The 22,288-nt window shown below is 63.4% G+C and carries 17 protein-coding genes; 15 read left to right on the forward strand and 2 right to left on the reverse strand.

Annotated elements, in window-relative coordinates:
- Positions 1-258 precede the first annotated feature (258 nt).
- The 12 genes from ANI01nite_RS02860 (at position 259) to galE (ending at position 16,082) form a co-directional block, all read left to right on the forward strand.
- On the forward strand, positions 259-1,998 hold the full coding sequence (locus ANI01nite_RS02860; protein ID WP_141355868.1) for a hypothetical protein: 1,740 nt from the start codon (positions 259-261) through the stop codon (positions 1,996-1,998).
- 532 nt (positions 1,999-2,530) lie between these two features.
- Positions 2,531-3,532, forward strand: a complete 1,002-nt coding sequence (locus tag ANI01nite_RS02865; RefSeq protein WP_255314365.1) for a LacI family DNA-binding transcriptional regulator — start codon at positions 2,531-2,533, stop codon at positions 3,530-3,532.
- A 163-nt stretch (positions 3,533-3,695) separates the two neighbouring features.
- The gene (locus tag ANI01nite_RS02870; RefSeq protein ID WP_141355872.1) at positions 3,696-5,309 is read left to right on the forward strand and encodes a xylulokinase; all 1,614 of its coding nucleotides are present in this window, start codon (positions 3,696-3,698) and stop codon (positions 5,307-5,309) included.
- Positions 5,310-5,334: 25 nt separating this feature from the next.
- Entirely contained in the window at positions 5,335-6,051 is a 717-nt protein-coding gene (locus ANI01nite_RS02875) for an L-ribulose-5-phosphate 4-epimerase (protein ID WP_141355874.1), read from the forward strand.
- Between the two features lie 7 nt (positions 6,052-6,058).
- Positions 6,059-7,570, forward strand: a complete 1,512-nt coding sequence (araA, locus tag ANI01nite_RS02880) for an L-arabinose isomerase (RefSeq protein ID WP_141355876.1) — start codon at positions 6,059-6,061, stop codon at positions 7,568-7,570.
- A 175-nt stretch (positions 7,571-7,745) separates the two neighbouring features.
- Positions 7,746-8,915, forward strand: a complete 1,170-nt coding sequence (chvE, locus tag ANI01nite_RS02885) for a multiple monosaccharide ABC transporter substrate-binding protein (protein WP_141355878.1) — start codon at positions 7,746-7,748, stop codon at positions 8,913-8,915.
- Between the two features lie 93 nt (positions 8,916-9,008).
- Complete coding sequence (gene mmsA, locus ANI01nite_RS02890) at positions 9,009-10,547, forward strand: multiple monosaccharide ABC transporter ATP-binding protein (RefSeq protein ID WP_141355880.1); 1,539 nt, start codon at positions 9,009-9,011, stop codon at positions 10,545-10,547.
- A complete protein-coding gene (gene mmsB, locus ANI01nite_RS02895; protein WP_141355882.1) occupies positions 10,544-11,725 on the forward strand; it encodes a multiple monosaccharide ABC transporter permease in 1,182 nt (393 codons plus the stop codon). The genes mmsA and mmsB overlap by 4 nt, the downstream gene beginning before the upstream one ends.
- 93 nt (positions 11,726-11,818) lie before the next feature.
- On the forward strand, positions 11,819-12,763 hold the full coding sequence (locus tag ANI01nite_RS02900) for an aldose 1-epimerase family protein (RefSeq protein WP_170214546.1): 945 nt from the start codon (positions 11,819-11,821) through the stop codon (positions 12,761-12,763).
- Positions 12,764-12,829: 66 nt separating this feature from the next.
- The gene (gene galT / locus ANI01nite_RS02905) at positions 12,830-13,939 is read left to right on the forward strand and encodes a galactose-1-phosphate uridylyltransferase (RefSeq protein WP_170214547.1); all 1,110 of its coding nucleotides are present in this window, start codon (positions 12,830-12,832) and stop codon (positions 13,937-13,939) included.
- The gene (gene galK / locus ANI01nite_RS02910; RefSeq protein ID WP_141355887.1) at positions 13,936-15,123 is read left to right on the forward strand and encodes a galactokinase; all 1,188 of its coding nucleotides are present in this window, start codon (positions 13,936-13,938) and stop codon (positions 15,121-15,123) included. The genes galT and galK overlap by 4 nt, the downstream gene beginning before the upstream one ends.
- Complete coding sequence (gene galE, locus ANI01nite_RS02915; protein ID WP_141355888.1) at positions 15,120-16,082, forward strand: UDP-glucose 4-epimerase GalE; 963 nt, start codon at positions 15,120-15,122, stop codon at positions 16,080-16,082. The genes galK and galE overlap by 4 nt, the downstream gene beginning before the upstream one ends.
- On the opposite strand, the gene ANI01nite_RS02920 is transcribed toward galE, so the two are convergent.
- Positions 16,083-17,111: a Gfo/Idh/MocA family protein gene (locus ANI01nite_RS02920; RefSeq protein WP_170214548.1), complete on the reverse strand. Its 1,029-nt coding sequence runs from the start codon at positions 17,109-17,111 to the stop codon at positions 16,083-16,085.
- Positions 17,112-17,218: 107 nt separating this feature from the next.
- Positions 17,219-18,862, reverse strand: a complete 1,644-nt coding sequence (locus ANI01nite_RS02925; RefSeq protein ID WP_170214549.1) for an amidohydrolase — start codon at positions 18,860-18,862, stop codon at positions 17,219-17,221.
- Positions 18,863-18,973: 111 nt separating this feature from the next.
- Between ANI01nite_RS02925 and ANI01nite_RS02930 the strand changes: the two genes are divergently transcribed.
- The 3 genes from ANI01nite_RS02930 (at position 18,974) to ANI01nite_RS02940 (ending at position 22,276) form a co-directional block, all read left to right on the forward strand.
- Entirely contained in the window at positions 18,974-19,639 is a 666-nt protein-coding gene (locus ANI01nite_RS02930; RefSeq protein ID WP_170214550.1) for a TetR family transcriptional regulator, read from the forward strand.
- A 341-nt stretch (positions 19,640-19,980) separates the two neighbouring features.
- Positions 19,981-21,342, forward strand: a complete 1,362-nt coding sequence (locus ANI01nite_RS02935; RefSeq protein ID WP_141356400.1) for an APC family permease — start codon at positions 19,981-19,983, stop codon at positions 21,340-21,342.
- Positions 21,343-21,400: 58 nt separating this feature from the next.
- On the forward strand, positions 21,401-22,276 hold the full coding sequence (locus tag ANI01nite_RS02940; protein WP_141355892.1) for an alpha/beta hydrolase family protein: 876 nt from the start codon (positions 21,401-21,403) through the stop codon (positions 22,274-22,276).
- Positions 22,277-22,288 lie beyond the last annotated feature (12 nt).

The following is a 22,288-nucleotide window of genomic DNA, read 5'->3' on the forward strand; positions in this document are numbered from 1 at the left end:
CGCGGCTAGTGTGAATACAGTTTCCTGTTCCCCAACCGGCACATGCTGGCCGCGTGGCTGCGGTTCAAAGTCCACCGGATGAATCATGGAGCCTGTCAGGTGGATGATGTAAGTCCCCACTTAATTGAAAGAAAGAGACTAGGAAAAACACGATATGACTATCCTGAAAGACCAGGCTACTAACAAACAGTAATACCCACTTTTCTAAGTGCAGGATAAAATTCGTCTCGATACTCGCGTCGTAGCATTTGGGGAAAATTGAAAACTAAATTATCTGCTCTGATCCTCAGCATTGCTCTGGGAATCAGTCCACTTATGGCAGTGCCGGCGCAAGCCAGCATGGGGGACTGCACCGTTGAAGGCAGCAGCGCGGTTTGCACTGGAGACGACCAGCAAGCAGTGCATGGCAATACTTCCATCACTGACTTGAGCTTGGAGAACGCGCCAATTAAGGGTGATGTTCTGAAAAGCATGACCGCGCTAAACCGTCTGGCGTACAACGGTCCGATTGACGTGGACTTACGAGAATTCTTGAACGCACCAGCTTTAGCACAACTGGAAATCACGTTCGACACGAAGCCAGTCCGTGTGCTGGCAGGTACTGAATTCAAGCTTCAAACCTTCAGAGGTTTCGACGGCGAACCTTTCAGCTTGGAAATCGGAGACTACTTTACGAACGACGGATGGACAGATCCGCCAGTCAAGCAGGTGGGGTTTAATACTTTCGTTGCCCCCAGGGCAACGCATATTCGCTTCTTGGATGGATACTACGAGGGCCAGCACAAGGCAGACGGGCGCAGCCTGCAGTACAACATCCATGTCGGTGAACAATATGTTGTCTCTGCATATGAAGAATTGTCATGGCTGGGTACGGGAAAGCTACAGGCTAGCTATACCCCCTTCGGCGAAGCTTCAATCTTGAATCCGTCGGCAACTACGGTTCCCGTCGGTACTTGGGTGACTGCTGCAGGCAGCAAAACCTCCACCGGCTTCGCCATGAAAACCAATTGCACTTGGAGCCGCGGCAGCACAGTAGTCCAAAAATCAAAAAGTGGAGATTCAGGCGGCTGCGCTTACAAGCTGAGCAAGGCAGACTCCGGCAAAAAGCTCACCGTCAAAGCAACGCATCATGAGTACTGGGGCGAAACAGAATACTGGCAAAGCACAACGGAAACCTTCTCCAGAATTTTCACTGTCCAGGATCCAATCCTGTTAAAACTGGGGCGGATTGACTCGGCGCAGGTAGGGAAGAAGCTCACTGCGAAGTTCTCCAATGCGCCGTCAGGTGTAAAGCTCAAATACCAGTGGCTTCGCGCAGGGGAGAGAATCAATGGCGCCACCAAGTCCACCTACACGCCAACCACTGCGGATTTGGGCAAACGCCTCGCTTATTCGGTAACGGGTTCAAAATCTGGAATGTACCCGGTTGTCCATACCTCGTATGACACCTCCCGGGTCACAAAGGGAAAATACACTGTCACTAAAGCGCCGCGTATCAGTGGCAAGACAGTCTATGGACAAACACTGAAGGTCAATCCTGGCACCCGTTCCACCAAGCCGGGAAAGTTTAGGTACCAGTGGCTGCGTGATGGCAAGACCATCAAGAACGCTACGAAGACCACCTACAAACTGGGTCTGTCCGATACAGGCAGGAATATCAGCGTCCGAGTCACCGCCAGCGGTCCCGGATTTGCAACCCAGACAAGCACCACTGCTAAGACCAAGAAGGTAGCCAAGGCGAAGTTCACGGTAAAGAAGGGAGCATCCGTATCGGGCAAGATGAAGGTTGGCTCGAAACTGACAGCCAAACCCGGTTCGTGGAGTCCGAAACCCGAGAAATACAAATACCAGTGGTACCGTTCTGGCGCCCCGATCAGCAAAGCCACCAAGTCGACCTACAAGGTGACCTCGCGGGACCTGGGCAAGGTTGTCTACGTGAAGGTCACCGGAAGTAAGAAGGGCTACGCCTCGAAGACCTCAACTTCTTCGGTTAAGTAGCATCGTCAGCGACTGGCCGACAACTACGTGTTCACGTGGTTGTCGGCTTTTACGCCCTGCCCGACTCAAGACGGACGATGTAACCTCATGACCAATACGGGGATGAAGTTGCCCGTCCTTCGATGAACTATTGGCTACCTCCGAGCACAATCGAATGACGGCACTTTCGAATCATGTCCCACATACTTACTTTTTAAATGTGTGATGTCTCAAGACACCGGTGACACTTCTGTCTCAGGACATCGGTAACAGATCAGACCGGATCACTCTGTCTGTCAGGCTGAAGTGAGGCCACTGATTCATAGCAAGTAAACCTTCCCCCTCCGGAAAAGCTGGGGGAGAACCCCCGCAATCTAGCGGATAAGTTCCCGGGCAAAGATATATGTCCACCACGTCAAATACCACCTCGATGGGTTCATAAGGCCCCGGATTACCCGGCGTGGCAGTAGCCAAACCGCCGGTTTTTGCAATAATGACCGATGTGAACATTGCTCAGCCCGGTGAAGGGCACCCAGATAAAAGGCCACCGTCAATGGCGGATGTAGCGGCCGTGGCAGGGGTGTCGCACCAGACTGTCTCCCGAGTGCTCAACAACCACCCCAATGTCAGGTCCGGAACGCGCGACCAGGTCATGGAAGCAATCCGCAAACTCGGGTATCGCCGCAATCGAGCTGCCCGTGCGTTGGCAACATCGCACTCCAGCACCATTGGGATTCTGACCATCGGCAGCGAGTTCTTTGGACCGCAGTCAACTGTGCTGGCCATCGAAGCAGCAGCCCGCGCGCAAGGCTATTTCGTCAGCGTGACCGCATTGGATCGCTACGACGCTCACAGTGCAACCGAAGCCTTGAACCACCTGGTTGACCAAGGAGTTGACGGCGTGGTGATGGTCGCGCCGTTCGAAAAGGTCATTGACGCCCTGGATGATGCGGCGCTCAAGATCCCAGTGGTGGTTGTCGCCGCCCGCACCAGTGTTCCCGCTTCGGATCCGGCCCGCTACGTCTATGTAGACCAGCGCGAAGGCGCACGCCTGGCTACCGGACACCTCCTGGCATTAGGCCATCGCAAAATCGCCCACGTCTCCGGACCAACCGGCTGGTTCGACGCCACCGAGCGGCAAATCGGCTGGCAGGAAAAAATGCTCGAAGCCAAGGCGCCGATTATTGAAGTGCCCGCCGAATCATGGCTGGCGCCCAGCGGGTACGAGGCGGGCAAGAGACTGGTTGACTCGGTGCGCGTCGGGGAAGTGACGGCAGTCTTCGCCGCGAATGACTATCTCGCCACTGGCATCCTGCGCGCCTTCTGGGAAGTCGGGCTGGATGTGCCAACCGATGTCTCGGTGATCGGTTTCGACGATCTGCAGATTTCGAATTTCCTCATTCCATCGCTGACCACTGTCCGGCAGCCATTCAGGGACGTCGGGCATGCGGCACTCACGGAATTGCTCGAAGGCGACACCGCCGATAAATCTCCAAAGGTGATTGCTCCAACGCTGGTCATGCGGGCAAGCACGGCTCCGCCGAAGTCCCAGTAATTCTGTTCTAGTTGCCCGCATCTCGACAGCGGGTGTTGCGCATCACGAAATGTTAGCGCTAACATTACTTCGAAGTTCCTGCCGGCAATATTCCGAATTCCTCGGAGGGCTGCTGGCGATGCGAAGACGCTGCCCACAAGCTGGGCCTCAGGACGGAGATTTCATGGCCACCGCGCCCCAGGATGCTACTGCTGCCCAGCTCATCACCAGCGGCCAAACCGTGCTCGGCGTCGAACTGGGCTCCACCAACATCAAGGCCAGCCTGATTGGCCCGGACTTCCAGCAGCTGGCCAGCGGAAGCCACCAGTGGGAGAACCAGTTCGAAGACCAGCTGTGGACCTACTCGCTGGACGCTATCCACTCCGGCCTGCAGCAGTGCTTCGCCGCCGTGCTGGCCGACTGCCGCCAGCGCTACGGCGTTGCGCCTAGTACCTTCGCCTCGATGGGCGTCTCGGCCATGATGCACGGCTACCTGGCCTTTGGCCAGGACGGCGATCTGCTGGTTCCCTTCCGCACCTGGCGCAACACCAACACACAGGTGGCCGCCGAGCGGCTGACCGGAGCCTTCCGTGTCAACATCCCGCTGCGCTGGTCCGTTGCCCACTACTTCCAGGCCATGATCGATGGCGAGGAGCATGTGCCGCAGGTCCGGCACCTCACCACCCTGGCTGGCTATGTCCACACGCTGCTCACTGGCGAAAAAGTGCTGGGCGTCGGTGATGCCTCGGGCATGTTCCCCATCGACACTGCGACCGGCACCTACGACGCCGCGATGCTCGACGCCTTCGACGAGATCTCAGCGTCCTACCAGGCCACATGCACCCTGGCCGAACTGCTGCCGGCAGTCCTGCCAGCCGGCGCGGCGGCAGGAAACCTGAGCGAAGCCGGAGCCCGCCTGCTCGATCCCACCGGCCAGCTGCAGCCCGGCACCCCGTTCTGCCCGCCCGAAGGCGATGCCGGAACCGGTATGGTGGCCACCAACTCGGTGGCCGTGCGCACCGGCAACGTCTCGGCCGGCACCTCGATCTTCGCGATGCTGGTGCTGGAGAAGCCACTGGCCGGAGTGCACCACGAAATCGATGTGGTCACCACCCCGGCCGGCGACAGCGTCGCGATGGTCCACTGCAATAACGGCGCAAGCGAGATCGGTGTCTGGGCAGGCGTATTCGGCCAGTTCGCGAAGGCGCTGGGCGTGGATGCCTCCAGCGACCGCATCTTCGAGGCGCTGCTCGGCTCGGCACTGGACGGCCAGGCCGACGGGGCAGGCCTGCTGGCCTATAACAACCTGTCGGGCGAGCCGGTCACCGGCCTGGAGCAAGGGCGGCCGCTGGTCATCCGCACCCCGGACTCCGCATTGACCCTGGCCAACCTGATGCGCGCCCAGGTTTACGGCATGTTCGCCACCCTGAGCCTGGGCATGAAGGTGCTGGCCGCGCAGGGCGTGCGGGTGGAAAAGCTCAATGCCCATGGCGGCATCTTCCGCACCGCCGGGGTGGCCCAGCGCTTCCTGGCCGCCGCGCTGGACACCGAAGTGAGCGTCTCGGAAACTGCCGGCCACGGCGGGCCGTGGGGCATCGCGGTGCTGGCAAGCTTCCGCCAGTTCATCGAAGCCAACCCGCAGGCCAGCTTGGATTCCTATCTGGACGAGCTGGTCTTCGCCGAGGCCAAGACCAAGGGCGCGGCCCCATTGCCTGAAGATGTGGCCGGCTACAACGCCTGGCTGCAGAACTATGAATCCGGTTTGGCCATTCAGTGTGCGGCCATCACCGCCCTGTAAGTTTCCAGCAGAAAGCCAAGAAAACATGAGTGAGTTCAAGTCACTGGCGGATTACCCGCAATCGATGCAAGATGAGGTGGCTGCGGTCCGGCAGCTCGTTGCCAGCCTGCACGCCGAATTGCCGCGCTACGAGCTGGTGGTCTGGACCGCAGGCAACGTCTCCCAGCGCGTGCGCCATCCGCAGATCACCGATGGCAGCTCAGACCTCTTCGTGATCAAGCCGTCGGGGGTCTCCTACGACGACTTGACCCCTGAATCGATGGTGGTGTGCACCATCGATGGCCAGCTGCTCGAGGGCGAGCATGCGCCATCCTCGGATACCGCCGCCCACGCCTACACCTACGAGCACATGCCGGAGGTCGGCGGCGTGGTGCACACCCACTCCACCTACGCCACCGCGTGGGCAGCGCGCGGCGAGGACATCCCCTGCGTGCTGACCATGATGGCTGACGAATTCGGCGGACCAATCCCGGTGGGCCCTTTCGCCATCATCGGCGACGACTCGATTGGCCGCGGCATTGTTTCTACGCTGCGCGAATCCCGCAGCCCCGCGGTGCTCATGGCCAACCACGGGCCATTCACCATCGGCAAGGATGCCAGGGCTGCAGTCAAGGCTGCGGTGATGTGCGAGGAAGTGGCCCGCACTGTGCATATCGCCCAGCAGCTCGGGGACCCGCAGCCTATCGACCCCGCGAAAATCGACTCGCTCTACGAGCGCTACCAGAACGTTTACGGACAGTAAGGACATCATGGCCAAGGCATATAACGACAAGGAAATCTGGTTCTTCACCGGCAGCCAGGACCTGTACGGCGAGGACACCCTGCGCCAGGTGGCGCAGCAGTCCACCGAGGTGGCGCAGGCGCTGGATGCGTCCGCCGATGTCCCGGCGAAGATCATCTGGAAGCCGGTGCTGAAGGACTCCGAGTCGATCCGCCGCGCGATGCTGGAAGCGAACTCGGATGAGAACGTGCTGGGCGTGATCACCTGGATGCACACCTTCAGCCCGGCGAAGATGTGGATCAACGGCCTGAAGGCCCTCCAGAAGCCGCTGCTGCACCTGCACACCCAGGCAAATGTCGAACTGCCGTGGGATTCGATCGACTTCGACTTCATGAACCTGAACCAGGCTGCGCACGGCGACCGCGAATACGCCTACCTGGCCACCCGCCTGGGCGCCGCGCGCACCACGGTGGTCGGCCACGTCTCCAATCCCGCGGTCACCCGCCGCGTGGGCACCTGGATCCGCGGCGCTGCCGGTTTCAACGCCGTGCAGAACCTGAAGCTGGTCCGCTTTGGCGACAACATGCGCAATGTCGCGGTGACCGAGGGCGACAAGACCGAAGCCGAGATCCGCTTCGGCGTCTCGGTGAACACCTGGGCCGTCAATGACCTGGTCGAGGCCGTGAAGGCCGTGGCCGAAGCCGGCATCGATGCGCTGGTCGCCGAGTACGAGCGCGAGTACGACGTGGTTCCCGAACTGCGTGCCGGCGGTGCCCGCCACGAGTCGCTGCGCTATGCCGCCGCCCAGGAAATCGCGCTGGAAGCGTTCCTGTCCAAGGCCGGCGCCATGGCCTTCACCACCAACTTCGAGGACCTCGGCGGGCTCAAGCAGCTGCCGGGCCTGGCCGTGCAGCGCCTGATGGGCAAGGGCTACGGCTTCGGCGCCGAGGGCGACTGGAAGACCGCGGTGCTGGTGCGTGCCGCCAAGGTGATGGGCGAGGGCCTGCCGGGCGGAGCCTCGCTGATGGAGGACTACACCTACGACCTGACCCCCGGCAAGGAGCTGATCCTCGGTGCCCACATGCTCGAGGTCTGCCCGTCGCTGACCACCTCGAAGCCGCGGGTGGAAATCCACCCGCTGGGCATCGGCGGCCGCGAGGATCCGGTGCGCATGGTCTTCAGCGCGGATGCCGCCGAGGGCGCGGTGGTCGTGTCCATGGCCGATATGCGCGAGCGCTTCCGGCTGACCGCCAATGTGGTCGATGTGGTGACCCCGCCGGCTGACCTGCCGAACTTGCCGGTGGCCCGCGCGGTCTGGAGCCCGCGGCCTGACTTCAATATCTCTGCCGAGTCCTGGCTTGCCGCCGGCGGTGCGCACCACACGGTGATGTCCACCGCCGCAGGCATCGAGGCCTTCGAGATCTTCGCGGAGATCGCCGGTGCCGAGCTGCTGGTCATCGACGAGGAGACCACGCGCCGGAACTTCGCGCAGCAGATCCGCGTCAACCAGAGCTACTACCGCTTGGCGCAGGGTTTCTAGCAGCCAGGCAGGCCCTTTCCCGGGCTCTGCGCGCTCTGTGCTGGGCGCGCAGGACCACTGGGTAAGGAATCTTAATTTATTTTCATCAGAGGGTGGTCGAAGTCACTGTGTTAGCGCTAACATAGTGTGAGTCCAGTCTCATTCGCAGATATGGCAACCTTTCAAGGAGGAAAAGATGGCATGGAATAATTGGACCCGCAAAGCCGTGGCGACCATGGGATCGCTCGCACTGGTCGGCGCATTGGCAGCCTGCAGCGGCAGCGGCGCCGGAGGCGGAGCCGGGGCTGGTGGCGGGGAATCGACCGCCCCCGAGGACATCCAGGTGGGCGTCGCAATGCCAACGGAGACGTCCGAACGCTGGATTGCCGACGGTGAAGCGGTCAAGTCCCAGCTGGAAGAAGCCGGCTTCGAAGTCGACCTGCAGTTCGCGAATGACGACATCCCCACCCAGCAGCAGCAGATCGATCAGATGATCACCAAGGGCAGCGACATCCTGGTGGTCGCCTCCATCGACGGCACCGCGCTGTCCACCCAGCTGCAGGCCGCCGCGGACCAGAACATCCCGATCATCTCCTACGACCGCCTGATCAACGGCACCGAGAACGTGGACTTCTACGTCACCTTCGACAACTACAACGTCGGTGTCCAGCAGGCCACCTCGCTGCTGGCCGGCATGGGCCTGGCCGACGACCAGGGCAAGCGCACCGACAAGAAGGGCAAGTTCAACATCGAGCTCTTCGCCGGTTCGATCGACGACAACAACGCGCACTTCTTCTGGAAGGGCGCCATGGACACCCTGAAGCCATACCTCGACGACGGCACGCTGACGGTCAAGTCCGGCCAGACCAAGATCGAGCAGGCCGCCACCCTGCGCTGGAGCCAGGAAGAAGCCCAGTCGCGCATGGAAGACCTGATCACCGCCCATTACCAGGGCGGCAAGACCAAGATCGACGGCATCCTCTCGCCATTCGACGGGATCTCCCGCGGCATTATCACCGCACTGTCCAACGCCGGCTACGGCAAGTCCATCAAGGACGGCCTGCCGATCATCTCCGGCCAGGACGCTGAAATCGCATCGGTGAAGCTGATCGACGATGGCGTGCAGTACGCAACCATCTTCAAGGACACCCGCAAGCTGGCCACCCAGGCTGTCGAGGCCGTGAAGGCCTACGCCGGCGGCGGCGAGCCGGAAGCGAACGACACCGAAAGCTACGACAACGGCAAGAAGGTCGTTCCTTCCTACCTGCTGGATTCGGACATCGTGGTCAAGGACAACATCACCTCGCTGCTGGTCGACTCCGGGTACTACACCGCCGAGGAAGTCAAGGCCGGCCAGGCCAAGTAGCCGCGCAGGCAGCAACCGCGGTGGCGGGAGGGCATCCTGCGCTCACGCCACCGCGGTTCACCGCTCACAGCACACACCAAGGACATGCGCACTATGGACACCACGATCCTGCACATGCAGGACATCACCAAGACTTTTCCCGGAGTCAAGGCGCTGGACGGCGTCAACCTTTCGGTTCGCAAGGGCGAGATCCACGCCATCTGCGGCGAGAACGGCGCCGGCAAATCCACCCTCATGAAGGTGCTCTCCGGGGTCTACCCGCACGGCAGCTACGAGGGCCAGATCATTTTCGAGGGCGAGGAGCTCAAGGCCTCGAACATCAAGGATTCCGAAGCCCAGGGCATCGTGATCATCCACCAGGAGCTGGCCCTGGTGCCGTACCTGTCGGTGGCGGAGAACATCTTCCTCGGCAACGAGACCGCCCGCGGCGGCTTCATCGACTGGAATGAAACCAACCATCGCGCCGCCGACCTGCTGGCCCGCGTGGGCCTGGATGAACTGCCGGTCACCCCGGTCGGCCAGCTCGGTGTCGGCAAGCAGCAGCTGGTGGAAATCGCCAAGGCGCTGAGCAAGAACGTGAAGCTGCTGATCCTGGACGAGCCGACCGCCGCGCTGAACGACGACGACTCGGAGCACCTGCTGAACCTGCTGCGCGAACTGCGCGAGCAGGGCATCACCTCGATCATCATCTCGCACAAGCTCGGCGAGATCGAGGACATCGCCAACACCACCACCATCATCCGCGACGGCCAGTCCATCGAAGCCCTGGACATGGCCGACCCCGCCTCCAACCAGAACCGGATCATCCGCGGCATGGTCGGCCGCGAGCTCTCCGCCCGCTACCCGCAGCGCGAGCCGCAGATCGGCGACGTGGTCTTCGAGGTGCGCGACTGGTCGGTGCAGCATCCGGTCCAGCAGGAGCGCACCGTGGTGGAGCATGCCAGCCTCGACGTGCGCGCCGGCGAAATCGTCGGCATTGCCGGGCTCATGGGCGCCGGGCGCACCGAACTGGCGATGAGCATCTTCGGCCACAGCTACGGCCGGAACATCACCGGCACCGTGCTGATGGGCGGCAAGCCGGTGGACACCTCCACGGTGGGCAAGGCCATCGGCGCCGGCATCGCCTACGTCTCGGAAGACCGCAAGAAGTTCGGCCTGAACCTCATCGAGGATATCCGCGTGAACACCACCGCGGCCGGACTGGGCAAGATCTCCTCGAAGGGCTTCGTGGATGGCAACAGGGAAATCCAGATCGCCGAGCACTACCGCAAGTCCATGCGCATCAAGACCCCCAATGTCATGGCGAAGGTCGGCAACCTCTCGGGCGGCAACCAGCAGAAGGTCGTGCTGGGCAAGTGGCTGCACACCGCCCCTGAGCTGCTGATCCTCGACGAGCCCACCCGCGGCATCGACGTCGGCGCCAAATACGAGATCTACACGATCATCAACGAGCTGGCCGCGGCCGGCAAGGCAGTGCTGGTGATCTCCTCCGAACTGCCCGAGCTGCTGGGCATCTGCGACCGCATCTACACCCTGGCCTACGGCCGGATGACCGGCCAGCTGCCGCGCAGCGAAGCCACCCAGGAACGCCTCATGGAACTCATGACCATCGAGAAGGAAAGCACCCGATGACCATCACAAACGAGCTGAAGGATATCTTCACCAAGAACTTGCGCACCTCGGGCATCTACATTGCCTTCGTGCTCATCGTGGTGCTGTTCACCATCCTGACCAACGGCCTGCTGCTCAGCCCGATCAACATCACCAACATCATCCTGCAGTACTCCTACGTGCTGATCCTCGCACTGGGAATGATCATCGTGATCGTGGCCGGGCACATCGACCTTTCCGTCGGTTCACTGGTCGCCCTGACCGGCGCGGTCTCCGCGGTGCTGGTGATCAAGAACGACATGCCATGGTGGGCAGGCATGCTCGCCGGCATTGCGGTGGGCGCGCTGTGCGGTTTGTGGCAGGGCTTCTGGGTTGCGTACGTGGGCATTCCCGCGTTCATCGTGACGCTGGCAGGCATGCTGCTCTTCCGCGGCCTGACCTACGAGGTGCTCAGCAACGTTTCGCTCTCGCCGTTCCCCGGCGAATACGGCCAGATCGCCGGCGGCTTCCTCAACGGCCTGCTGGGCGGCAACGGCTTCGACCTGTTCACCGTGATCATCGGCGTGATCGCCGTGGTGGGGCTCTTCTACTCGCAGTGGCGCAACCGCGCAGGCCGGGCCAAGTACGGCCAGAGTGTCGAGTCGATGGCCATGTTCCTGGCCAAGAACATCATCACGGGCATCATCATCCTCTGGTTCTTCTGGCAGATCGCCACCAGCCGCGGCATGCCGATCGTGCTGATCATCCTGGCCGCCCTGATCCTGGGCTACCACGTGCTGACCACCAAGACCGTCTTCGGCCGCCACGTCTACGCCATCGGCGGCAACCTGTCGGCAGCCAAGCTCTCAGGCGTGAACGTGAAGCGCATCAACATGTGGATCTTCATCAACATGGGCCTGCTCTCCGGCGTGGCCGGCGTGGTCTTCTCCTCGCGTTCCAACGGCGCCCAGCCAGGTGCCGGCAACATGTTCGAGCTCGACGCCATCGCGGCCTGCTTCATCGGCGGCGCCTCGACTACCGGCGGCGTGGGCCGGGTTACCGGCGCGATCGTCGGTGGCCTGGTCATGGCAGTGCTGTCCAACGGCATGCAGCTGATGGGCGTGGGAGCTTCCACCCAGCAGATCGTCAAGGGCGTGGTGCTGCTGCTGGCAGTGGCCTTCGACATCTACAACAAGCGCCGCGCAGGCGCCGGCAACTAGGCTGCGGCTTGCTGCCACGGCCCTCCCGCACGCGATGGCGGGAGGGCCCGCCCATGCCCGATGGTTTCCCAGTACAGCACGAAGGATGACGAAATGGATCGCCAATCAATGCCGCAGCAGGACACCGCCAACGGAACGGTGCTCACGCTGCAAGCCCACGGCTTCACCGCGCAGCTGGCCACGGTGGGTGCCACACTGGTGTCCCTGGACTACGGTGGCCGCCCGCTGGTGCGCGCCTTCGATCCGCGCGGTGAGCGCCCGGTGTTCTCCGGAGCGATCCTGGCTCCCTGGCCCAACCGCGTGATCGACGGGTCCTACCGCTGGGAAGGCCAGGAGCTGCAGCTGCCGATCACCGAGCCGGAGCGCGGCCACGCGCTGCACGGTCTGGTGGCCGATACCAGCTTCGAGATCACCGCGCACCGCGCCGACTTCGCCCAGCTGCGCACCGTGATCGCCCCGAGCCCCGGCTACCCCTATGAGGTGCAGCTGGTGATCGACTACCGGCTGGAAGCCGGCGGGCTGCGCACCATCGCCACCGCCACCAACCTCGGGCACGGTACCGCGCCCTTCGCCTGGGGTTCGCACGCCTACCTGGTCGCACCGGGCAAGAAGGCGGATGAATGGACTTTCACCCTGCCAGCCGGCAAGGTGCAGCTCACCGAAGGTGCGCGCCTGCTGCCGCAGGAGGTGGTTCAGGTGGCTGGCACCGAGCTGGATTTCCGCACCCCGAAGCCGATCGGGGACCTCTTCATCGATCATGCCTACACTTCCCTGGCCGCCGGCGCGGACGGCTTGTTCAGCGCATCGATCACCGACGCTGCGGGCGTCGGCGCGCAGATCAGCTGGGATGCGGCCTGCCCGTGGGTCCAGATCCACACCGCTGACCGCGATGACCCGGCGCTTGACCGCACCGGGCTGGCCATCGAGCCGATGACCTGCCCGCCCGGCGGCTTCAACTCCGGCCAAGACGTCATCGCGCTTGCCCCGGGCGCCAGCTGCGAAGCCAGTTGGCTGATCGGCCCGGTCCAGCCGAGCTAACCCGCAGGCGCGCCCGCCGCGCCGCCTACCTATTTGCACCACCACTAGCCCATGGGAGAGATGGCCATGCCGCAAGGCTCCGCAGCATATGAAGCAGCCCACCGGGTGCACCACCTGGCCGATGGCCGCGAAGCGATCTTCTTCGCCGATGCCAACACCGCACTGCCCGAACCGGCGGCCGACACCCGGCCGCTGGATCCGCGCAGGGAACCCGGCGAGCTGCGCTACGACCGGCTGACCGGAGACTGGGTGGCGGTCGCCGCCCACCGCCAGTCGCGCACCTACCTGCCGCCCAAGGAAGAATGCCCGCTATGCCCCAGTGGCAACGGGCGCGTGAGCGAAATCCCGGCCGAGGACTTCAACGTGGTGGTCTTCGAGAACCGCTTCCCGTCGCTCGGCCCGGCACTGGGTTCGATTCCGGCCGCCGCACCGGTGCAGGTTCCCGCCCCGGCCTACGGTCGCTGCGAAGTCGTGGTGTTCACCCCCGAGCACACCGGCTCCTTCGCCTCGCTGGATGACGCCCGGGCACGCACCGTCATCGAGGCCTGGGCGCAGCGCACCGCCGCCCTGTCCGCGATGGAAGGCATCGAGCAGGTCTTCGTCTTCGAGAACCGCGGCCAGGATATCGGGGTGACCTTGCACCATCCGCACGGGCAGATCTACGCCTATCCGTACCTGGCCCCGACCGCAGCCAAGATGGCCGGCCAGGCGGTGGCCCACCTGGCGAAGACCGGACGCCCCCTGATGCAAGACATCCTGGACTTCGAGCGCAATGAAGGCACGCGCATGGTGCGCCAAGGCGAGCACTTCTCCGTGTTCGTGCCCTATGCCGCCCGATGGCCGCTGGAAGCCCATCTGGTCCCGCACCGCCACGTGCCGGATCTCGCAGCGCTCAACGACGGCGAGAAAGCCGAACTGGCAGTGATGTACCGGGACCTGCTGCGCGGATTCGACGCGCTGTACGACACCCCCACCCCCTATATCGCCGCCTGGCACCAGGCCCCGCTGGAACCGGAAGCCCGTGCGGCATCTCGGCTGCACCTGCAGCTGACCAGCCCGCGCCGGGCGGCCGGAAAATTGAAGTTCCTGGCAGGCTCGGAAGCCGCCATGGGCGCCTTCATCAACGATGTCCCGGCCGAGCAGGCCGCCGCCCGGCTGCGCGAGGTCATGCCATGAGCCGTAGCGGAAGCGGGGAAACCGCGGCACGGGTCAATGCCCTGCGGGAGAAGTTCGCCAAAGCCTACGGCCACCGGCCCGAAGGCATCTGGCGCGCCCCGGGACGGGTGAACCTGATTGGCGAGCATACCGACTACAACCTGGGCTATGTGCTGCCCTTCGCCATCGACAAGAACGCGCTGGTGGCGGTGCGCCGCAAATCGCAGCTGGATCCGGGGAGCCAGGTGCTGGACTTCGCCTCCACCTACGGGGCAGGCGGCGAGCTGCCGATCACCTCGATCACAGTCGATGAGCTGGTGCCCCGGGCGGTGCCCGGCTGGGCCGCCTACCCGGCGGCCGTGCTGTGGGCGCTGAACCAGCTCGATGGCGTGCGCATCGGCGGGCTGGAATTGATGGTCGACTCCGATGTCCCGGTGGGCTCCGGGCTGTCCTCCTCGCATGCCCTGGAAGTGGCGACCATCGTGGCGCTGGATGACCTCTACGGCCTTCAGCTGACCAAGGTGCAGATGGCCCAGCTGACCCAGCGGGCCGAGAACGAATTCGTGGGCGCCCCGACCGGAATCATGGACCAGAGCGCCTCGCTGATGTCCCAGGCCCAGCACGCGCTCTTCCTGGATTGCCGTTCCATGGAAACGCAGGCAGTGCCGTTGCCGTTGGCGCAGCACAACGCGGTGGTGCTGGTCATCGATACCCGCGTCGAGCATTCGCATGTGGATGGCGGCTATGCCGCCCGCCGTGCCAACTGCGAGCAGGCCGCCGCGGCACTGGGGGTGGAATCCTTGCGGGAAGTGCACAGCATCGCGGAATTGGAGGCCATCGCCGACCCGGTGGCCCGGCGCCGCGCCAAGCACATCGTGACCGAGAACCGGCGGGTGCTCGATGCCGTTGCCGCGTTGCGCGCCTCGGACCTGGGCGCGGTAGGCAAGCTGCTGTGCCAGTCCCACGAATCCATGCGCGACGACTACGAGATTTCCAGCGAGGAACTGGACGCCGCGGTGGAGGCCGCCATGGCGGGCGGGGCCCGCATGACCGGTGGCGGTTTTGGCGGCAGCGCCATTGCCCTGGTCAAGCGCGAGCGGATCGAGCCGGTCAGCCAGGCCGTCCGCGAGGCCTTTGACCACGCCGGCTATGTCGAGCCGGCCATTTTCACCGTCATTGCAGATGAAGGAGCAGGCAGGGCATGAGTTGGCTAGTGACCGGCGGAGCCGGGTATATCGGATCCCACGTGGTGCGTTCGCTGCAGGCGGCGGGGTTCGAACCGGTCGTCGTGGACTCGATGTCCAGCGGGGTGCGCTCCTTCGTTCCCGAGCAGGTGCCGTTCTACCAGTTGAGCATCCTGCAGACCGAAAAGCTCGTGGAAATCATGAAGCGCCACGAGGTTACCGGGGTCATCCACCTGGCCGGCTACAAGTACGCCGGAGAATCGGTGAAGCACCCGCTGCTGGCCTTCGAGCAGAATGCCACCGGCACCGCGCACCTGCTCGAAGCGATGGCCACCGCCCGCGTGCACAATATGGTCTTCTCCTCCTCGGCGGCCGTCTACGGCACCCCGTCCGAAGATGTGGTCACCGAAGCCACCGGCACCTTCCCCGAATCCCCGTATGGCCAGAGCAAGCTGGTGGGGGAGTGGCTGATCCGCGACCAGGCGGTGGCTACCGGGCTGAAGCACACCTCGCTGCGCTACTTCAACGTGGTTGGATCGGGCAGCGCTGAACTCTATGACGCGAGCCCGCACAACCTGTTCCCGCTGGTGTTCCAGGCGTTGAATGCCGGCAAGTCCCCGAAGATCTTCGGCACCGATTACGACACCGAAGACGGCACCTGCGTGCGCGACTACGTGCATGTCGCGGATCTGGCGCTGGCGCATGTCCAGGCCGCCAGGAAGCTGGAGGCGGGCGAGGCGTTGGAGCCGGTCTACAACCTGGGTTCAGGTGATGGCGTCTCGGTGCGGCAGATCATGGACGCGGTCGCCGAGGTGACCGGCATCGGCTTCACCGCTATTGAGGAAGCCCGCCGTCCGGGCGATCCGGCGCGCATCGTTGCCGACGGCAAGCTGGCCGCCCGCGACCTGGACTGGAGGATGCGCCACAGCCTGGCGCAGATGGTGCACAGCGCCTGGGAGGCCTCGGCGCAGCGCCGCTGACTAGCCGGTGCGCAGTCTTGCGGCGATCGCATCCATGGTCTGGGCAATCGCCAGCGACTCGTCCAGCGGCATGACCGGCGACTCGGTCAATCCATCGGCGATGCACCGGGCTACGTGGGCCGCTTCGAAGCCCAAGCCGGCAGCCGGCGAGGTTTCGGCGAACTCGCGGCTGCCGGCGAGCTTTCCGTCGGCACTGCGCAGCACCAGCCCGGAACCGCAGCAGATCGGGCGCTGCAGCTCCAGCGTTCCCTCGGTGCCGGCTATCCATGCGCCTTGCGGCGAATCGGTCTCGATGCTGCTGAACACCGTTGCCGTGGAGCCGTCCTCATTGGCCAGCACCGCGGTGAATGATGCGTCGACACCGGTGGGGGCCATCCGCCCGGAAGCGTGCAGCAGCTGCTTGGCGGGGGAGACCATGGCGCTGAAGGCGATGGGATAGATGCCGACATCCAGCAGGGCCCCGCCGCCCAGCGCCGGGTCGTAGATGCGCGAGCTGTAGTCGACCTCGAACCTGGCGCCGAAATCAGCCTGGATGGTGATCACCTGCCCGAGCATTCCGGACTCGATGACCTGCGACAGCACATTGCCGATCGGCAGGAACCGCGACCACATGGCTTCCATGGCGAACACCCCGGCAGCCCTTGCCGCCTCGATGAGCCGGGCCGTTTGCCGGGCATTCAGGCTCATCGGCTTCTCCACCAGGACATGCTTGCCAGCGGCGATGGCCTTCAGCGCCAGGTCCGCGTGGCCGCTATGCGGGACAGCGATATAGACGGCATCCACCGCAGGGTCGCTGAGCACCGCATCGTAGGAGCCGCAGGCCCGGGTTCGCCCATCCCCGTAGGTGCGCGCGAACTGCTCGGAGCGGGCCAAGGTGCGCGAACCGACGGCTCCGATCCGGCTGCAGGTCAAGTTGTTCAGCGACTGGGCAAACTGCGAGGCGATCCACCCCGGCCCGAGAATGCCCCAATTCAGCGCGGGAGCGGAGGAGGGATGGGGCAGTGTGGATTCGGGCAAGGCTAGTGGCACGTCAGGCTCCGATGGCAGGCAAGGTCAGATGGCTGTTTCTACCCTAAGCGGAGGATGGCCCTGGTGGAAGAGCCATGCCAGCTGCCAGGCAGCAGGCGTCTGCCCCGCTACTGGCCCGCGCTCGCCGGCTGCGCGTCGACGGACCGAAGCTCGGCTCCCAGATCCACCAGCCGGCCATCGACATAGGTGCCCAGCACGGCCAGGGTGCCTAGCTCTTCCGGGGATACCGACAGCGGATCTGCTGCGAAGATGGTCAGGTCCGCGGGCATCCCGGTTTCCAAGCGGCCGCCGGTGGCACCGGTGCTTTCGTAGACGTTCACGGTGTAGCCTTCCAGCGCTTCGCGAGCCGACAAGCGATGTCGTGGCTGCACGCTGTCGCTGCCGGGCACTTCGGTGCGCCTGCGGGTCTGCGCGTCCGCCATGATCAGCCGCGGATCGAAGGGGGCAATGGGCCAGTCGGAGCCCAGCGCCAGCACCATGCCGGCATCCTTGACATCACGCAGGCGGTAGGCGAAGCTTGCGCGATGCTGGCCCAGCCGCCGGGACCAGGCATCAGATCCGTCGGCGCGGACAAAGTGCGTGCAATGCGTGGGCTGCATGCTGATGGTGGCCCCGGAAGCCTTGAGCCGGGCGAAATCCTCGTCGTTGAGTTCTTCGAGATGCTCGATCCGGTGGCGAAGCCCATTGCGGGGCAGCGATGCGATGGCGGAAATGACGAAACCTATGCCCTGGTCGCCGATGGCATGGGTCGTGGTGGTTACGCCTGCCTGGGCAAGGGTGCGCAGATTGGCCACATAGCGGCGTGGATCCCGGTAAAGGGATTCGGTGGATTCGCCTTCGGTGTCTGGCTCGTAGAGCCAGGCGGTGCCATTGTCCACCGTCCCGTCGATCATCAGCTTGGCGCCGCGAACCTGCCAGCGGCGCCCGCGTTCGCTCTGCAGCGCGATGAGCTGGTCGAGGGTTTCTGCCGGATCGCTGGCCATGATCCACGGCGCGATGCGCAGCTTGATCGGCAATTCGCCGCGCAGCTCCATGCGCCGGAAGATCTCCAGTGAATCGGGGTCGGCAAGATCCAGCATTTCTCCGCCGGTCAGCCCGCTGGCCGCCATCTCCCGCAGCAGCCGGTAGACGGCTTCCACCTTGTCGTCGATGCCCAGTACCGGCAGGGCCTTTTCGGCTAGCGCCATGGCCGCGAATTCCCGGAGGAAGCCGGTGGGCCGGCCATCGGAGTCCACTACGACGCTGGAGCCGTCGGCGAAGCACTCGCTGCCGTCGATGCCCGCGCGCTCGAGCATCGCCGAAGAGGCCACGGCCGAATGCGCATCGAAGCAGGTGGCATAGCTGGCCCGTCCCGGGGCGGCCTCGTCGAGGAACTGCCCGCTGGGCTCCGCGGTGCCGAAGATCGCCACGTTCAGTCCATGGCCGAGCACCACATCCCCGGGAGCACAGGCCTGCGCATGCCCTGCGATGAGGCGTTTGGCTTCATCGAGCGTCCTGGCATCGCCGAGAAACACGCCTCGGGCCACCGACTGCCCGAAGACCGGATGGATGTGCGCATCTACTAGCCCCGGGGTAATCGCGGCTTCGCCATAGTCGATGACCGTCGTTCCGTCTGCGATCCAGCCTTGGGCCTGCTCCCTGGTGCCTACATGCGAGATACGGCCATCGGTGATCCCCAAGGCGCTGGCAGGGTGCTCCTGGGCCAGTGTGTGGATGGTCCTTGCGTAAAGCACAGTCTGCGGACCGGTCATCATTCGTCTCCTTAAATTAATAGCGTTAATTATTTTTGAGTCTAAACGGAGCCGAGCCAGCTGTCCATGGTTGGATGGAAGCGGATTAACCCACGACGCAGGATGGTTTTCATGTCGCAAAGAGTCGCCGGCCGGCCGGCTACGCCGATCCTGACCCAGCAGGGCATTGTCGATGCGGCCTTTGCCCTGCTTGAAGAAGCCGGGCCAGAGGAGTTCTCCATGGGGCGCCTGGCGCGCTCCTTGGGTGTGCGTACGCCTGCGCTCTACAACCACGTGGACAACCGCCAGCACCTGGTGAACCTGATGCGCCGCGACATGGTGCGATCCATTGAGCGGAACATGCTGGCTGATTTGCCGTGGACCGAAGCGCTGTTCCATTTCGCGGTGCTCTTCCGCGAAGCGTTGCTCCGGGTTCCCGCGGCAGTGGAATTGATTGTCGCCACGCCCATTTCCGAGGAATCGGAATCCGGTGTCATCTATGAGGAAATGGGCCGGATCCTGCGCCGCGCCGGCGTGGCCGTGCCGCGTATTCTCATGGTCATGGTGGCGATCGAATCACTGATTGTCGGGGCAGCCTTGGATATCGTCGCCCCGGGGGCACATGTTGCCACCGTGCCGGCAGGCGACCGGGGAACTGTCCGCAGCAGCCACGTCGAGGTAATGGAACTGGGCGAGGTCTATGCGCGGCAGGCTCGCACCAGCGTCAGCAACCAATCCTTTGAGTTCGGGCTCCGGGCGATCATTTCCGCGGTCGAGCGGGAAGTCTCCCGGTCCTAGCCGCTCGTTGGCTTCTGCAGACGGATGTTTCCTTGAAATTAATAATATAAATTTATTTTGGTCCGCCGGCGCTTCTGAAGTCGGATACCTTCACCTCTTGCCCTGACTAATAAGCTCCAAGTCATGCGAGTGATCCGCCTTGCGCGCGCGGGTTTCGCGGCAAATATTCACCCCGGTTCACCTGCTGGAAACACCGCCTTGCGGGCAAGTCCCCCTTGCCAGTGGTGAGCTATGTCACTACATTAAGTGAACGATATTCATTATTTAGGGCAGTGAGTACTGATGCCCTTGGAAGGTCTGACTCGTCATGGAGTGGCGATGGGGCAATTGAAGGAGCCGTGATGAAGCAGGTCCAGCAAGGCGTGCGAAGCGCAGCGGAACCACCCGCGCAGATGAACAGGGTGCTCGGGCTGCCTGCCCTGGTGCTGTTCGGCATGGTGTACATGGTGCCGCTAACCATCTTCAGCACATACGGCATTGTCACCGAAATTACCGGCGGGCGGCTGCCGGTGGCCTACGCAATCACCTTGGTCGCGATGCTTTTCACGGCACGATCGTACGGCCTGATGTCGCAGGCTTTCCCGGTAGGCGGATCGGCCTACGTTTACACCCAGCGCTCTTTCGGGTCGAACATCGGTTTCATGGCGGGCTGGGCGCTTCTGTTGGATTACCTCTTCCTGCCCATGATCAACTACCTGCTCTTGGGGATCTACCTCAACGAGTTCTTCCCGGCGATTCCGCCCTGGGCCTTCATGCTGGCTGGGATGGTGCTGGTGACAGTCCTTAATATCGTTGGCATTGTATCTGTGGCCAGAACGAACATCGTTATTATCGGCTTCCAGTTCCTGTTCATCATCCTGTTCGTCGGCTTCTCCATTGCCTACCTCCGCGGGCAGGCCACCGTTGATCTCTTCGCGCCATTGCGCGGTTCCGGGGAGGCGGGCGGATTCGCTTCACTGGCCGCGGGCGCCGCGATCCTCTGCCTTTCCTTCCTCGGCTTCGACTCGATCACGACATTCGCCGAGGAAGCCCGCAATCCGAAGCGCGATTTGCCGCGCGCCATCTTGCTCACGACCTTGATCTGCGGTTTCCTGTTCGTGGCCCTGGCCTACCTCTCGCATTTGGTTTACCCGAGCCATGAATTCGCGAACGCGGATTCGGCCTCCATCGATGTGGTCTTCACAGCGGGCGGCCAATTCCTCTCCATCTTCTTCACCGCTGGATTCATCTGCGGCGCAATGGGATCGGCACTAGTCTCGCAGGCATCTGTGTCGCGAATCCTCTACAGCATGGGACGCGACGGCGTCCTTCCCCGACGGGTCTTCGGGTACCTGCACCCCCGCTTCAAGACACCGACGTTCGTGATCATCATTGTTTCCCTGATTTCGCTGACCGCCCTGTTCGCGAGCCTGGAAATGGTCTCCGCGATGATCAGCTTCGGCGCACTTGTCGCCTTCTCTGCAGTGAACCTCGCTGTGATCAAGTACTTCTTCTTGGCCCACCGCCAACGCGGAATGGCGGCTACGGTCAATTATCTGGTGCTTCCGCTGATTGGCCTGGCGCTGACAATCTGGCTATGGACGAGCCTCAGTGCTCTCTCGCTGGTGATCGGCTTGGCCTGGATCGGGCTGGGCCTGGTGTATCTCGCCTACGTGACTGGTGGATTCAAGCGTAAAGCACCAATGCTGGATCTTGCTGATTAGTATCCTGTGCCGCGAAAAGCCCGTTTACTGATCAGTAACATCTGGCTACGATGGCGGTATGCAGCTTCAGAGCATCACCAGCGAATCAGTGCGCATTCTCGTCACCGCCAAGGACAGCGTCCAGGCCACGGTGTTCAAGCCAGCAGGAGTCCCGAGAGGCGTGCTGGTGATTCATCCGGCTACCGCCACACCGCAACGCTTCTACCGAGCCTTTGCTGAACTGGCTACCCGTTCCGGCCTGCTTGCGGTGACCTACGACTATCGTGCCACCGGGCTGTCCGGTTCGCCTCGGGAGCTGCGCGGCATCCGGATGCGCGACTGGATCCAGCAGGATATCCCAGCCGTCGCGCGGTGGGCGGCCGAGAACTTCCCCGGCCCCCCTCACTACGCAGTGGGCCACAGCGTCGGAGGGCATGGGCTGATCCTGGACTACGGCACCGAAGCGCTGTCAGCAACGGTCATCGTCTCCAGCCATGTGGCCGCTTCACGGACCATCACCCCGTGGCAGGAACGCGCTCGCGTCACCGCCATACTGAACGTCCTGGGCCCAGTACTCAGCCGGACCATGGGCTACATGCCCGGGCAGAAACTCGGGTTGGGCGAGGACATCCCGACGGCTGCCTTGCTGGAGTGGAGCCGCTGGATCAAAAAGCCGAACTACTTCTTCGATGACCCGAGCATGCAGGCCCGGGAACGCGCAGCCCGAACCCGGATTCCCATCCTGGCCGTCGGTGCCAGCGATGACCTGTGGGCCTCGCCGCGGCAGATGGACCAGCTGACCGGGCACCTGGTCTCGGCCACGGTCCAGCGCCGGACCTGCACACCTGATGAGCTCGGAGTACCAGCGATCGGGCATCACGGGCTGATGCGGCGCGGGGTCGGGGAAGCCGCTTGGCCAGAGTTGCTGGACTGGCTGGAGGGCCGGAAACGCTGAGCGAGCCGACTG

Origin of the sequence: Glutamicibacter nicotianae (assembly GCF_006539525.1) — a bacterium.
Lineage (GTDB): Bacteria > Actinomycetota > Actinomycetes > Actinomycetales > Micrococcaceae > Glutamicibacter > Glutamicibacter nicotianae.

What these genes read in the sequence shown, in the direction of transcription:
- ANI01nite_RS02865 (WP_255314365.1), top strand. Translation starts at nt 2,531, where the DNA reads ATGGCGGATGTAGCGGCCGTGGCAGGGGTGTCGCACCAGACTGTCTCC.
- ANI01nite_RS02870 (WP_141355872.1), top strand. Translation starts at nt 3,696, where the DNA reads ATGGCCACCGCGCCCCAGGATGCTACTGCTGCCCAGCTCATCACCAGC.
- ANI01nite_RS02875 (WP_141355874.1), top strand. Translation starts at nt 5,335, where the DNA reads ATGAGTGAGTTCAAGTCACTGGCGGATTACCCGCAATCGATGCAAGAT.
- araA (WP_141355876.1), top strand. Translation starts at nt 6,059, where the DNA reads ATGGCCAAGGCATATAACGACAAGGAAATCTGGTTCTTCACCGGCAGC.
- chvE (WP_141355878.1), top strand. Translation starts at nt 7,746, where the DNA reads ATGGCATGGAATAATTGGACCCGCAAAGCCGTGGCGACCATGGGATCG.
- mmsA (WP_141355880.1), top strand. Translation starts at nt 9,009, where the DNA reads ATGGACACCACGATCCTGCACATGCAGGACATCACCAAGACTTTTCCC.
- mmsB (WP_141355882.1), top strand. Translation starts at nt 10,544, where the DNA reads ATGACCATCACAAACGAGCTGAAGGATATCTTCACCAAGAACTTGCGC.
- ANI01nite_RS02900 (WP_170214546.1), top strand. Translation starts at nt 11,819, where the DNA reads ATGGATCGCCAATCAATGCCGCAGCAGGACACCGCCAACGGAACGGTG.
- galT (WP_170214547.1), top strand. Translation starts at nt 12,830, where the DNA reads ATGCCGCAAGGCTCCGCAGCATATGAAGCAGCCCACCGGGTGCACCAC.
- galK (WP_141355887.1), top strand. Translation starts at nt 13,936, where the DNA reads ATGAGCCGTAGCGGAAGCGGGGAAACCGCGGCACGGGTCAATGCCCTG.
- galE (WP_141355888.1), top strand. Translation starts at nt 15,120, where the DNA reads ATGAGTTGGCTAGTGACCGGCGGAGCCGGGTATATCGGATCCCACGTG.
- ANI01nite_RS02925 (WP_170214549.1), bottom strand. Translation starts at nt 18,862, where the DNA reads ATGACCGGTCCGCAGACTGTGCTTTACGCAAGGACCATCCACACACTG.
- ANI01nite_RS02930 (WP_170214550.1), top strand. Translation starts at nt 18,974, where the DNA reads ATGTCGCAAAGAGTCGCCGGCCGGCCGGCTACGCCGATCCTGACCCAG.
- ANI01nite_RS02935 (WP_141356400.1), top strand. Translation starts at nt 19,981, where the DNA reads ATGAAGCAGGTCCAGCAAGGCGTGCGAAGCGCAGCGGAACCACCCGCG.
- ANI01nite_RS02940 (WP_141355892.1), top strand. Translation starts at nt 21,401, where the DNA reads ATGCAGCTTCAGAGCATCACCAGCGAATCAGTGCGCATTCTCGTCACC.